This is a genomic window from Kosakonia oryzendophytica (genome assembly GCF_900094925.1).
GTDB lineage: Bacteria > Pseudomonadota > Gammaproteobacteria > Enterobacterales > Enterobacteriaceae > Kosakonia > Kosakonia oryzendophytica.
The window spans coordinates 12,895-25,889 of sequence record NZ_FMAY01000012.1 but is presented as its reverse complement, the minus strand read 5'-3'; the positions used below and the strand labels follow the sequence as shown (position 1 = coordinate 25,889).

Genomic DNA, 12,995 nt, shown 5'->3' with positions numbered 1-12,995 from the left:
GCTACTGGAAAAAGTGGGAATAAGATAAGTTTTCTTTACTGCGAAGTAAAATCCCGTATGCGCTCAGTCGGCAAAATTTCGCCAGATTTCCTGAATATCTTCCTGCAGAAAGCCGCGATAGAGTAAAAAACGCTGCACTTTCACTTTGGCCACAAACTCGGTTGGCAATGGTTCACCATATTTACGTAGCGCCTGCTCACGAGCGCTCGCTACCCAGTCAATATCGCATTCATACATTGCATTTTCACTCATCTGCCGGGCGATACCTTTCTGATTTAACTCCTGGCGAATGCGGGCCGGGCCATAACCTTTGCTGGCACGGCTGGCAATGAACTGGCGTACAAAGCGCATATCATCGAGAAAGTGATGCTCCAGGCACCATGCCACCACCTGGTCGACCTCTTCCGGCGTGATATCCAGTGTTTCCGGGCCATTTTTGCTCATTACCGGCGCCGTTAGCTTGCGACGAAACTCCTGTTCACTGTGGTCGCGCATCGCCAGAATACGCATCGCGCGATCGCGCAGGCGTGCAATTGAAGAGCGGCGGGAACTGTTCTCTGACATGACGAAATCCTGTGGTCATAGAAAAGCAAAAGGGCTGCATCAGCAGCCCTTGATTGCGGTTCAGATTATCAGAAATCTTCGTTGGTTTCTTCAACGCCTTCGCCGCTGTCATCCACCGAAAATTCCGCAGAGGAGCTCTGATTACTGAGCAGAATCTCACGCAGTTTTTTCTCGATTTCTTTCGCTGCCGCCGGGTTCTCTTTCAGCCAGGTCGTTGCATTCGCTTTGCCCTGACCGATTTTGTCACCGTTGTAGCTGTACCAGGCACCCGCTTTCTCAATCAGCTTCTCTTTTACGCCGAGATCAACCAGTTCGCCGTAGAAGTTAATGCCTTCACCGTAGAGGATCTGGAATTCAGCCTGTTTAAACGGCGCTGCGATTTTGTTTTTCACCACTTTTACGCGGGTTTCGCTACCGATAACGTTGTCGCCCTCTTTCACCGCACCGATACGGCGGATATCCAGGCGCACGGAGGCGTAGAATTTCAGCGCGTTACCACCGGTGGTGGTTTCCGGGTTACCGAACATCACACCAATTTTCATACGGATCTGGTTGATAAAGATCAGCAGCGTGTTGGACTGTTTCAGGTTACCCGCCAGCTTACGCATCGCCTGGCTCATCATACGCGCCGCGAGGCCCATGTGAGAGTCGCCGATTTCGCCTTCGATTTCCGCTTTCGGCGTCAGCGCCGCAACGGAGTCAACCACCAGCACGTCAACCGCACCGGAACGCGCCAGCGCGTCACAGATTTCCAAAGCCTGCTCACCGGTATCCGGCTGAGAACACAGCAGGTTGTCGATATCAACGCCCAGTTTGCGGGCATACACCGGATCCAGCGCATGTTCGGCGTCGATAAACGCACAGGTTTTACCTTCGCGCTGCGCGGCGGCAATCACCTGCAGCGTCAGGGTGGTTTTACCGGAAGATTCTGGCCCGTAAATTTCGACGATACGCCCCATCGGCAAACCGCCAGCACCCAGTGCGATATCAAGAGAGAGCGAGCCGGTAGAGATGGTTTCCACATCCATGGAACGGTCTTCACCCAGACGCATGATGGAGCCTTTACCGAATTGCTTTTCGATCTGACCCAGTGCGGCTGCAAGCGCCTTTTGTTTGTTTTCGTCGATAGCCATGATTACTCCTGTCATGCAGAGTGAAGCGCGTTACGCCCCGCCGTGAATTACTGTTTTGTTGTGGCAATTATACTGTATAGTCATACAGTATCAAGTATTTTGTAGAAAATGTTGCCACAGGGTTTGCAACGCATAAGCCGTCGCCTGCCGGCGCACTGCTTCACGATCCCCCTGGAAACATTCGCGTCGGGTGATCCCTTCTCCGCGCGCGCTGGCGAAACCAAACCAGACGGTGCCAACCGGTTTCGCCTCGCTGCCGCCGTCCGGCCCGGCAATACCGCTGACCGACACCGCGAAATCGGCTCGCGCGGCTTTCAACGCACCAATCGCCATTTCCACCACCACCGGCTCGCTGACCGCGCCGTGCGCTTCCAGCGTGGCGTCCTGTACGCCGATCATTTGCGATTTCGCTTCATTACTGTAGGTGACAAAGCCGCGCTCAAACCAGGCGGAGCTGCCGGCAATATCGGTGATCGCTTTCGCTATCCACCCGCCCGTGCAGGATTCAGCAGTCGTAAGCGTAGCGCCGCGCGCCTGTAGCGCCCGCCCGACACGTTCGCTCAGTTGCATTAATTCACTGTCCGTCATGATGGCTCCCGTGCGTCAAAAAATCGTGGCGGAAAAGATACCACTTTCAGCACAAAGATGGGGATGGGTTAACGAATTTACGAGGAGGCTTCAGAAATATTTGCCTGATGCGGTTAGCGGCGCGCGCCTCCGGCAAACGTAACATGACTGGATGGCAACGTCCGGGCGCGCCATCCGGTCATGCGAGGTTATTTCATGCTATTCGCGATGGTATCAACATTATGACGGAATGCTTTCTGGTAGGTATCCGCCACACCCCCTTTGGCACTCAACGCTTCCGGGTAGAGTTCGCCGCCCGGTTGCGCGCCCGTAGCGCTGGCGATCTGTTTCACCAGGCGCGGATCCAGCTGATTTTCCATAAACCACACTTTTACACCATCGGCTTTGATCTGTTGGATCAATGACGCCACCTGCGCCGCGCTGGCCTCACTTTCAGAAGAGAGCCCCTGCGGTGCCATAAATTCAACGTCATAAGCACGGGCAAAGTAGCCGAACGCGTCGTGACTGGTCAGTACTTTACGCTTCGCTTGCGGAATAGCGCTAAAACGCGCTTTTGCCCAGCTATCCAGTTGTTTCAACTCCGCGATATAGCGCTGACCTGATGCGTTGAATGCCGCTTCATCAGCCGGGTCGGCTTTCACCAGCGCAGCAAGAATATTTTGCGCATAGAGTGCGCCATTAGCCGCGCTGTTCCACGCATGCGGGTCGGTCACTGTTGCGCCATCTTCTTCCAGCGTATGGGTTGTAACCCCCGTGGACGCCACAACAAGCTGGCCTTTGAAGCCAGACGCTTTAACCAGCCTGTCCAGCCAGCCTTCCAGCCCGAGTCCGTTGACCACGACCACATCGGCTTTGTTAAGCAATGCGCTATCTTTCGCCGACGGTTCAAAAGTGTGTGGATCACCATCTGGCCCGACTAGCGTCGTCACCTTGACATGATCGCCTCCCACCTGCTGCGTGATATCGCCAAGAATCGAAAAGCTGGTCACCACATTGAGGGTTTTTGCCATTGCCCCCTGCGCGATTACGCTCAACACGAGCGCCAGTATCACCCCTGTACGTTTCATCATTTCCCCCTTGCTAAGTTAACAGTGTGCGCAGGCTGTGAGCCAGCCCGCTGCGCGTACCGAATAAAATGGAAAAAAAGAAGATAAGGCTGGCCGTCAGCACAATCGACGGACCGGCAGGTAAGCCCGCGCTCCAGGACAAACTTAATCCCAACCAGGCACAGACCGCGCCGATAGCAGCCGCCAGCAATAACAATCCCGCTAAGGTACGCGCCCAGCAGCGAGCCGCCACAGCGGGTAGCATCATCACCCCAACCGCCATTAAGGTGCCCAGTACCTGAAATCCGGCTACCAGGTTCAGCACCAGCAACGCCAGAAATAGCCCGTGGAACATACCAGGCACTCGGGGCGCATTAACCTGCAAAAAGGCGCTATCGAAGGCCTCACTGACCAGGCCACGGTAACCCAACGCCAGCACCACCAGCGTCAGGCTGGCAACCCCGGCAACAAACAGCGCGGCATCGTTGTCCACTGCCAGAATCGAACCAAACAGCAGATGCAGCAGATCAACACTGGAGCCGCGCAACGACACCAGCGTCACGCCAAGTGCCAATGAACCAAGGTAGAAACCGGCGAAACTGGCATCCTCTTTCAGAGGCGTACGGCGGCTAACCCAACCTGCCACCAGCGCCACGACAATCCCGGCGATAAACCCACCAATACTCATGGCCAGCAGCGACATGCCATTAAGCAGATACCCCGCTGCAACACCCGGCAAAATCGCATGTGATAATGCATCCCCCATCAGGCTCATGCGCCGCAACAGCAGAAAAACACCCAGCGCCGTAGTGCTAACCGATAACGCCATGCACACCACCAGCGCGCGGCGCATAAAGCCAAATTCAATAAAAGGCTGAAAAAAGAGATGCCAGATCATGCGCTGCAGACCTCTGTTTGCAGCGGTGCGGTGTGTGTTGCACCCCACAGCGGTTGTTGCTCGCCAAGCCGCAAGGTTTGCGGGAAATAACGCGCGACACGCTCGCTGTCGTGGAGTACCGCCAGAATGGTTTGCCCACTGCAATGCATATCAACAATCTGCTCCATCAGTATCTGAGACGTCGCCTCATCAATGCCGGTAAAAGGCTCATCAAGCATCACCAACGGCGCGTTTTGCACCCAAACACGGGCAAACAGCATGCGCTGAAACTGCCCGCCAGAGAGTGTATCGATCGTTTCCCGCGCCATTGCTGTTAGCCCGACACGCTCAAGCCCTTGCGCCACACGGCTGCGGGCTGCACGGTTCAGCCCGCGAAACAATGAAATACGCGGCCAGCAGCCCATGCTCACCACCTCCTGCACCGTCACCGGGAACTGTGATTCCAGCGCATGGCGCTGCGCCAACCAGCCAATGACAGGACGCCGCTCCGGCCAGCGCAGCACACCGCTGACCGGCGGTAAAAATCCCGCCAGGGTTTTCAGAAGTGTCGATTTACCACAGCCATTTGCGCCAACGATGGCAGTCATGCTGCCGCGCACTACCCGGCCGCACAGTGCCGGGGTAATCGCCTGCCTGTCATAGCCAGCCACCAGGTGGTCAAGTTCAATCATGGCAGCGCCACCGCCCAACAAGTCAGCAGCCAGAGCACCAGCAATAACACCGCCGCCAGCAGTAGCCGCGTCGTGGCGGAAAGGGAAAACAGGGTTACGGGAATCATTCACTCACCTCATATGTTATAACGTAACAATAATCGGAAGTGATAATGAAGTAAACGGGTAGGCGAAACGGGAATGCGTCGAAATGTTTCAGTCCCCTCCCACAGGAGGGGCGCTGAATTAGCGAACCCGTGCCAGCGCAACCGCCTGGCCGAGCTGCCAGACTGCCATTGCGTAGTGGGTGCTGTGGTTGTAACGGGTGATGGTGTAGAAGTTGGGTAAACCGTACCAGTACTCATAACCAGTACCCACATCCAGGCGCAGCAAGCTGGCCTGCTGATGTGTGCCCAGCGGCTGCTGCGGTGTTAACCCGGCAGATGCCAGTTGCCCGATGCTGTAGTTGGTTTTAAAGCCGTTTTCCAGCCCCGGAGCCTGACCGTTAGCCGGAACGGCGACCAGATCGCCTTTCACCCAGCCATGCTGTTTGAAGTAGTTGGCCACGCTGCCAATGGCATCCACCGGATCCCACAAGTTAATGTGCCCGTCACCATTAAAATCCACGGCAAACTGCTTGTAGGAGGATGGCATAAACTGGCCGTAGCCCATTGCGCCGGCAAAAGAGCCTTTCAACTCAAGCGGGTCATCGCTTTCGTCACGCGCCATCAACAAGAACGTTTCCAGCTCGCCGGCAAAGTAATCCGCACGGCGCGGATAGTCAAAAGCCAGTGTCGCCAGACCATCGAGAATACGGGTTTTACCCATTACCCTGCCCCAGCGCGTTTCCACGCCAATAATGCCGACAATGACCTCCGGCGGAACGCCGTACACCATCCATGCGCGGTTCAGCGCATCTTCATATTGATTCCAGAACGCCACGCCGTTTTGCACGTTATCCGGGGTAATAAACTGCTTGCGATAACGCAGCCAGGCACCATTTGGCCCGCTCGGCCCAGCGGTGGTCGGCGCTTGCTTGTCCATCAGGCGCAAGACGTAATCCAGGCGTTTTGCCTGCGAGATAATTTCATGCAGTTGCTGGCGGTCAAAACCGTGCTTGCTCACCATCTGATCAATAAACCGCTCTGCCGCCGGGTTATTGGCAAAATCGCCCCCGGTCATCACAACATTGTGCTGCGGTGCCAGCAAAAACCCGCCGGACGGCGCAGGCGGCGATGCAGTCTGTGGGGTTTCGGCAAGGGGGGGTTTACTGCTACAGGCACAGAGCACGACAAACGCAGGCAGCAACGCTGCGTAACAACGCTTCAACATGGGACATCCATTTTAAACGAATTCAGCCAGGAGCAAGTATGGTAAAGCATCTGACCACCGACAAGGAAGCGCCATAACGCCTGCGCGCACGATCGCACTTCACTTTTCATCCTGCTATTGCGCATTCATTTAAAACCGTCCCTCCTCGCAATATCTTTCACAATGATCATTTTTTCTTTCATAACGAGATCTAAATAACACATTTCAACCTTTCATAATGATTATGATAGTGCACGGTTAAACAACAAAACGACACCCCTACAGGAGAGAACAATGGAAACCATTACGCATGGTGCCGAGTGGTTCATCGGGCTGTTTCAGAAAGGCGGAGAGGTCTTTACCGGCATGGTGACCGGTATTCTGCCGCTGCTGATAAGCCTGTTGGTGATCATGAACGCACTCATCAACTTTATTGGCCAACACCGTATCGAAAAATTTGCCCAACGCTGTGCGGGCAATCCGATTGCCCGTTATCTGCTTTTACCGTGTATTGGCACCTTTGTGTTTTGTAACCCGATGACGCTCAGTCTCGGGCGGTTTATGCCAGAGAAGTACAAACCCAGCTATTACGCCGCCGCATCGTATAGCTGCCACTCGATGAACGGGTTATTCCCGCATATCAACCCCGGCGAACTGTTTGTTTACCTTGGCATCGCCAACGGCCTGACCACGCTGGGCCTGCCGCTTGGTCCGCTGGCAGTGAGTTACCTGTTGGTGGGTCTGGTGACCAACTTCTTCCGTGGCTGGATAACGGATCTCACGACCGCCATTTTCGAGAAAAAAATGGGTATCCAACTTGAACAAAACGTCCAACTCGCTGGAGCTACATCATGAGTCGTATCGTTATTGAAAAAGGCGCTGGCGGCTGGGGCGGCCCGTTGCATCTCGATGCCAGCAGCGACAAGAAAATCGTCTATATCACCGCAGGCACACGCCCTGCCATTGTCGACAAACTGGCGCAACTGACTGGCTGGCAAGCAGTGGACGGCTTTAAAGAGGGCGAGCCACCGGAATCTGAGATCGGTGTTGCGGTGATTGACTGTGGCGGAACGCTGCGCTGCGGTATCTATCCGAAACGCCGTATCCCGACCGTCAATATTCACGCAACCGGCAAATCGGGTCCGCTGGCGCAGTACATCATGGAAGATATCTATGTCTCTGGCGTGAAAGAGGAAAATATCTTCCTACAGGGAGAAGCCGCCAGCACAACGCCATCGCGGCAGCCGCAACAGCCGCGGCAACGTGACTATGACACCAGTAAAAAGATCACCGAGCAGAGCGACGGTTTGCTGGCCAAAGTAGGGATGGGCATGGGTTCAGCGGTCGCCGTTCTGTTTCAGGCCGGGCGCGACACCATTGATACCGTACTGAAAACTATCCTGCCGTTTATGGCCTTCGTCTCGGCGCTGATCGGCATCATTATGGCGTCCGGTCTGGGCGACTGGATCGCCCACGGTCTCGCGCCGCTCGCCAGCCATCCACTCGGCCTGGTAACACTGGCGCTCATCTGTTCTTTCCCGCTGCTATCGCCGTTCCTCGGCCCAGGGGCCGTTATCGCACAGGTCATTGGCGTGCTTATCGGTGTACAAATCGGCCAGGGAAACATTCCGCCGCATCTCGCCCTGCCCGCGCTGTTCGCCATTAACGCACAGGCCGCTTGCGACTTTATCCCGGTAGGCCTGTCGCTGGCAGAAGCTCGCCAGGACACCGTCCGTGTCGGCGTTCCTTCCGTACTGGTTAGTCGCTTTTTAACCGGTGCGCCCACGGTGCTGATTGCCTGGTTCGTATCGGGTTTCATTTATCAATAAGAGGTGTGCCATGAAGGTGATTTACCAGACCACCATTACCCATATCGGCGACTGCGCAGCCGACGCGCTCAGCGACAACATGCTGATTACCTTTCGTGAAGGTGCGCCTGCGGATGTGGCGGAGTTCTGCTTTATTCACAACCACGGCGAGTTGTCTGGCGTGCTGCGTCCGGGCGCGGAATTCATGCTGGGCGAGCAGCATTATCCGGTCACGGCGGTTGGCGATGTGGCGGAGCAGAATCTGCGTGAGCTGGGCCATATCACCCTGCGTTTCGATGGACAGACGCAGGCCGAATACCCCGGAACGGTGCATGTTGATGGCGTAACGCCGCACGATATCGCCCCCGGTTGCATTTTGAAATTTGTCGCTTAAGTCGTAAGGAGAACTATATGAAACAGGTTGCCGTTGTCATTGGCGGGGGACAAACCCTTGGGGCGTTCCTCTGCCGTGGGCTTGCCGCAGAAGGGTACCGCGTCGCGGTCGTGGATATTCAGAGTGATAAAGCGGCCAATGTCGCCCAGGAGATCAACAGCGAGTTTGGTGAAGGCATGGCCTACGGATTTGGCGCCGACGCCACCAGCGAACAGAGCGTACTGGCGCTGGCACGCGGTGTGGATGAGATCTTTGGTCGTGTGGATCTGCTGGTCTACAGTGCCGGTATCGCCAAGGCGGCATTTATCAGCGACTTCTCGCTGGGCGATTTCGACCGTTCATTACAGGTGAATCTGGTGGGCTACTTCCTGTGCGCCCGCGAGTTCGCCAGACTGATGATCCGCGATGGCATCCAGGGCCGCATTATCCAGATCAACTCAAAATCTGGCAAAGTGGGCAGCAAACACAACTCTGGCTATAGCGCGGCAAAATTCGGCGGCGTCGGGCTAACGCAATCACTGGCGCTGGATCTGGCAGAGTACGGGATTACTGTGCACGCGCTGATGCTGGGCAACCTGTTGAAATCTCCTATGTTCCAGTCACTTATTCCACAGTACGCCAGCAAACTCGGCATTCCTGCCGAGGAGGTGGAGCAGTTCTATGTGGATAAAGTGCCGTTGAAACGCGGTTGCGACTATCAGGATGTGCTGAATGTGCTGATGTTTTACGCCAGCGCCAAAGCCTCTTACTGCACCGGCCAATCGATTAACGTTACCGGCGGGCAGGTGATGTTCTGATGATTACCCTTATCCGGCCTGATTACAGGCCGGATAAGGCATTAACCGCCCTCTGGCACCGATATAAAGGAGAACATGATGGTTTCAGCCCTGATCACCCTGGCCGTTATTGCCTGGTTAAGCCAGCTTGCCCTTGGCGGCTGGCAAATTCGTCAGTTCAATCACGCGTTCGACGCACTGTGCCAGCGCGGGCGGGTCGGCGTTGGCCGTTCGGGCGGGCGCTTTAAACCCCGTGTGGTACTGGCCGTGGCCTTTGATAAACAGGACCGCGTCAGCGACACACTGTTGATGCGCGGCATCACCGTATTCGCGCGTCCGGCGAAAATCGACCGTTTAATTGGCTTAAAACGCGAGGAATTAGAGCCTGATGTGATCTTTCCCCATGATCCTGGCTGTCAGAATGCTCTATTATTAGCGCTTAAAATGAAACATTGATAATTTCGTTGTGAACGCTATTAGCTTGCGAAATTATCATTTCGCAACGTAACGCAGGAAATCAGCGCCAATGAAACCACGTCAGCGTCAGGCGGCTATTCTTGAGCATCTGCAAAAGCAGGGAAAGTGTTCTGTTGAAGAGCTGGCATACCACTTCGACACCACAGGGACGACCATTCGTAAGGATTTAGTTGCGCTGGAGCATTCCGGTGCCGTGATCCGCACCTATGGCGGTGTGGTGCTTAATAAAGACGAAGCCGATCCCCCTATCGATCACAAAACGCTGATCAACACCGTACAGAAGGGGCTGATTGCCGAAACGGCCGTCACCTACATCCACGATGGCGATTCCATCATTCTTGACGCGGGCAGTACCGTGCTGCAAATGGTGCCGCTGCTCAGCCACTTCAACAACATCACCGTCATGACCAACAGCCTGCACATTGTAAACGCGCTGTCAGAGCTGGATAACGAACAAACCATCCTCATGCCTGGCGGTACCTTCCGCAAAAAATCCGCCTCATTCCACGGTCAACTGGCGGAAAACGCCTTTGAGCATTTCAGTTTCGACAAACTGTTTATGGGCACGGACGGTATTGATTTGAATGCCGGCGTCACCACCTTCAATGAGGTCTTCACCGTCAGCAAAGCCATGTGCAACGCTGCCCGCGAGGTGATCCTGATGGCGGACTCCTCTAAATTCGGCCGCAAAAGCCCCAACGTTGTCTGTAGCCTGGAGAGCGTCGATAAACTGATCACCGACGCCGGGATCCCGGCAGACGTCCGCGCCGCACTGGAAGAGAAAGGGGTCGAAGTGATCATTGCCGGAGAACAGCATGAGTGAGTCATTGATTAACGCGGGTCGTCAAACCCTGCTGCTGGAGTTGCAGGAAGCCAGTCGACTGCCAGAAAGGCTGGGCGAGGATTTTGTCCGCGCTGCGGAAACGGTGCTGAACTGCAACGGCAAAGTGATCGTTTCCGGCATCGGCAAGTCCGGGCACATTGGTAAAAAAATTGCCGCCACGCTTGCCAGCACCGGCACGCCTGCTTTTTTCGTGCACCCGGCAGAAGCGCTGCACGGTGATCTCGGCATGGTTGAAAGCCGTGACATTATGCTGTTCATCTCCTATTCCGGCTCGGCAAAAGAGCTGGAGCTGATCCTGCCACGTCTGGAAGAAAAATCCGTCGCGCTGCTGGCAATGACCGGCAAACCCCGCTCGCCGCTGGCGCTGGCCGCCGATGCCGTGCTGGATATTTCCGTTGAGCGCGAAGCCTGCCCGATGCACCTGGCCCCTACCTCCAGCACCGTCACCACCCTGATGATGGGGGACGCACTGGCGATGGCGGTCATGCAGGCGCGAGGTTTTGATGAAGAAGACTTTGCCCGTTCGCATCCCGCTGGCGCGCTTGGCGCCCGCCTGCTGAACAAAGTGCATCATTTAATGCGCAAAGATGAACAGGTGCCGCACGTACAGATTACCACCAGCGTGATGGAGGCAATGCTGGAACTGAGCCGCACCGGTTTAGGCCTGGTTGCGGTATGCGATGCACAACGCCGGGTGCAGGGGGTCTTTACCGACGGCGATCTACGTCGCTGGCTGGTGGCGGGTGGCGCGCTGAGCACCGGGGTCAGCAAAGCGATGACCCACGGCGGTATTACGCTTACCGCAGACAGCCGGGCAGTTGATGCCAAAGAGCGCCTGATGCAGCGCAAAATCGCCGCCGCGCCGGTGGTGGATGATACCGGTGTGCTGGTGGGAGCTATCAACTTGCAGGACTTCTACCAGGCCGGCATTCTCTAATTTTTCAGACCCAGGCGTTTCGCCAGCCGGTGCAGGTTGGCGACGTCCATCTCCAGCCCACGCGCGCTGGCTGCCCAGTTGCCGCCATGCTCCTCGAGCGTGCGGGCGATCAATGCACGCTGGAAATCATCGGTCGCATCACGCAAATTCTGCCCGACCGGCAATGACTCCGGCAGAGGTTCCGGCTGTACAGGCTCATCACTGAGCGCGAAATGACGGGCTTCCAGCACCACTTCCGCCTGGTTTTGTGTCCCGCGCGCCAGCACAATCGCCCGGTGAATCGCATGTTCCAGTTCGCGCACATTCCCCGGCCAGCGATAGCTCAACAAATGATGCCGTGCGCCAGGGCTTAGCACCACGCGCCCGAGCCCAAGCCGCAGGCGGCACTGCTCGCAAAAATACCCCGCCAGCAGGACCACATCCTCACCGCGCTCGCGCAACGGCGGCACAGAGAGCGGAAAAACGCTCAGCCGATGGAACAGATCGGCGCGGAAACGCCCGGCCAGCACCTCTTCCCGCAGATCGCGGTTAGTCGCCGCCAGTACCCGCACATCCACGCGCAAACTGCGATCGTCGCCAACCCGCTGAATATCGCCATACTGCAACACACGCAGCAGTTTGGCCTGCAACGACAACGACAGCTCGCCAATCTCATCAAGAAACAGCGTACCGTTGTCCGCCATCTCAAATTTACCGCTACGGTTGCTGATAGCCCCGGTAAACGCCCCTTTCACATGCCCAAACAGCTCACTTTCCGCCACGCTTTCCGGCAAGGCAGCACAGTTCAGATAGATCAACGGACTGGCGGCACGCGGCGAGCCTTCGTGAATGGCTTTCGCCACCAGCTCTTTACCGGTGCCGGTTTCACCGCTGATCAGTACATTAAGATCGGAGGCCGCCACGATATCGATCTCTTTTTTTAACTGCATGATCCCCGCCGACAGCCCGATCATCTCGCTGTTAGCCGCCTGCTCGAAAGTGGCTGGCGCGCCCGGCAGCATATTCTGGCTCTCCAGTTGCTCAATCAACAGCGCATTGTTCAGCGCCCCGGCCGCCAGCGCCGCAATCAGCCGCAACTCTTCATCACTGAACGTGTCGAACTGATCCGGTGCCATACCATCCAGCGTCAGCGCACCAATCAGGTTCTGCCCGGCAAATAACGGCAGGCCCACGCAGGCATGTACCTTCAGACTCTCCTGACCGGGGATCAGCCCATCGTAAGGATCAGGCAAATCACTGTCCGCCGGGAATCGCACCACGTCTCCGGCGCGGGCAATGGCCTCCAGCCGCGGATGCCCTTCCAGCGTAAAACGCCGCCCCAGTACATCCTGCGCCAGCCCGTCAATAGCAAGCGGGATAAACTGTCGCGCCTGGTAACGCAACAATGCTGACGCATCACACTCCAGCACCTGCCGCAGGGTGGTGATTAGCCGCTGGAAACGATCCGCGTGACCAATACCGCTTTGCAGCTCAATGGCGATCCCCGCCAGTACATTCAGTGAAAAACTCATGCTAACCTCACTGTCTTTTTGACAATGCATAGTGTCATATTGACCATTTTTATCATAG

Annotated in this window: 15 protein-coding genes; 7 read left to right on the top strand and 8 right to left on the bottom strand. The window is 56.2% G+C overall.

The annotated features are described in order from the left end of the window. Positions 1–63 precede the first annotated feature (63 nt). The 7 genes from recX to mltB all read right to left on the bottom strand — a co-directional run bounded on the left by recX (position 64) and on the right by mltB (position 6,211). Positions 64–564, bottom strand: a complete 501-nt coding sequence (gene recX / locus GA0061071_RS18160) for a recombination regulator RecX (protein WP_088236626.1) — start codon at positions 562–564, stop codon at positions 64–66. Positions 565–632: 68 nt separating this feature from the next. Then, positions 633–1,697 (bottom strand): recombinase RecA, encoded by a 1,065-nt coding sequence (gene recA / locus GA0061071_RS18155; protein WP_061493461.1) that lies wholly within the window; start codon positions 1,695–1,697, stop codon positions 633–635. A gap of 90 nt (positions 1,698–1,787) precedes the next feature. Next, positions 1,788–2,285 carry a nicotinamide-nucleotide amidase gene (pncC, locus tag GA0061071_RS18150; RefSeq protein ID WP_088236625.1) on the bottom strand — a complete coding sequence of 166 codons (498 nt, stop codon included), beginning with the start codon at positions 2,283–2,285 and terminating at the stop codon, positions 1,788–1,790. Positions 2,286–2,473: 188 nt separating this feature from the next. After that, the gene (locus GA0061071_RS18145; protein WP_061493459.1) at positions 2,474–3,352 is read right to left on the bottom strand and encodes a metal ABC transporter substrate-binding protein; all 879 of its coding nucleotides are present in this window, start codon (positions 3,350–3,352) and stop codon (positions 2,474–2,476) included. Positions 3,353–3,365: 13 nt separating this feature from the next. Beyond that, positions 3,366–4,229: a metal ABC transporter permease gene (locus GA0061071_RS18140; protein ID WP_088236624.1), complete on the bottom strand. Its 864-nt coding sequence runs from the start codon at positions 4,227–4,229 to the stop codon at positions 3,366–3,368. Further along, positions 4,226–4,900 (bottom strand): metal ABC transporter ATP-binding protein, encoded by a 675-nt coding sequence (locus tag GA0061071_RS18135; protein WP_061493457.1) that lies wholly within the window; start codon positions 4,898–4,900, stop codon positions 4,226–4,228. Before GA0061071_RS18135 ends, GA0061071_RS18140 begins: the two co-directional genes overlap by 4 nt. A 225-nt stretch (positions 4,901–5,125) precedes the next feature. Further along, positions 5,126–6,211, bottom strand: coding sequence for a lytic murein transglycosylase B (mltB, locus tag GA0061071_RS18130; protein WP_061493456.1), 1,086 nt, complete (start codon positions 6,209–6,211; stop codon positions 5,126–5,128). Positions 6,212–6,484: 273 nt separating this feature from the next. Here mltB and srlA point away from each other — a divergent pair, with 273 nt between their 5' ends. From srlA to gutQ, 7 genes are all read left to right on the top strand, one after another. Next, entirely contained in the window at positions 6,485–7,045 is a 561-nt protein-coding gene (gene srlA, locus GA0061071_RS18125; RefSeq protein WP_061493455.1) for a PTS glucitol/sorbitol transporter subunit IIC, read from the top strand. Continuing rightward, a complete protein-coding gene (gene srlE, locus GA0061071_RS18120) occupies positions 7,042–8,019 on the top strand; it encodes a PTS glucitol/sorbitol transporter subunit IIB (RefSeq protein ID WP_088236623.1) in 978 nt (325 codons plus the stop codon). The genes srlA and srlE overlap by 4 nt, the downstream gene beginning before the upstream one ends. Before the next feature lie 10 nt (positions 8,020–8,029). Next, the gene (srlB, locus tag GA0061071_RS18115) at positions 8,030–8,392 is read left to right on the top strand and encodes a PTS glucitol/sorbitol transporter subunit IIA (protein WP_061493453.1); all 363 of its coding nucleotides are present in this window, start codon (positions 8,030–8,032) and stop codon (positions 8,390–8,392) included. A 17-nt stretch (positions 8,393–8,409) separates the two neighbouring features. Further along, positions 8,410–9,189 (top strand): sorbitol-6-phosphate dehydrogenase, encoded by a 780-nt coding sequence (gene srlD / locus GA0061071_RS18110; protein WP_061493452.1) that lies wholly within the window; start codon positions 8,410–8,412, stop codon positions 9,187–9,189. 78 nt (positions 9,190–9,267) lie between these two features. Beyond that, positions 9,268–9,624, top strand: coding sequence for a transcriptional regulator GutM (gene gutM, locus GA0061071_RS18105; RefSeq protein WP_061493451.1), 357 nt, complete (start codon positions 9,268–9,270; stop codon positions 9,622–9,624). Between the two features lie 70 nt (positions 9,625–9,694). Beyond that, complete coding sequence (gene srlR, locus GA0061071_RS18100) at positions 9,695–10,468, top strand: glucitol operon DNA-binding transcriptional repressor SrlR (RefSeq protein ID WP_088236622.1); 774 nt, start codon at positions 9,695–9,697, stop codon at positions 10,466–10,468. Further along, a complete protein-coding gene (gene gutQ / locus GA0061071_RS18095) occupies positions 10,461–11,426 on the top strand; it encodes an arabinose-5-phosphate isomerase GutQ (protein WP_088236621.1) in 966 nt (321 codons plus the stop codon). Before srlR ends, gutQ begins: the two co-directional genes overlap by 8 nt. Here the strand turns inward: gutQ and norR are convergent. After that, complete coding sequence (gene norR / locus GA0061071_RS18090) at positions 11,423–12,937, bottom strand: nitric oxide reductase transcriptional regulator NorR (RefSeq protein WP_088236620.1); 1,515 nt, start codon at positions 12,935–12,937, stop codon at positions 11,423–11,425. The two genes, gutQ and norR, sit on opposite strands and share 4 nt — an antisense overlap. Positions 12,938–12,995 lie beyond the last annotated feature (58 nt).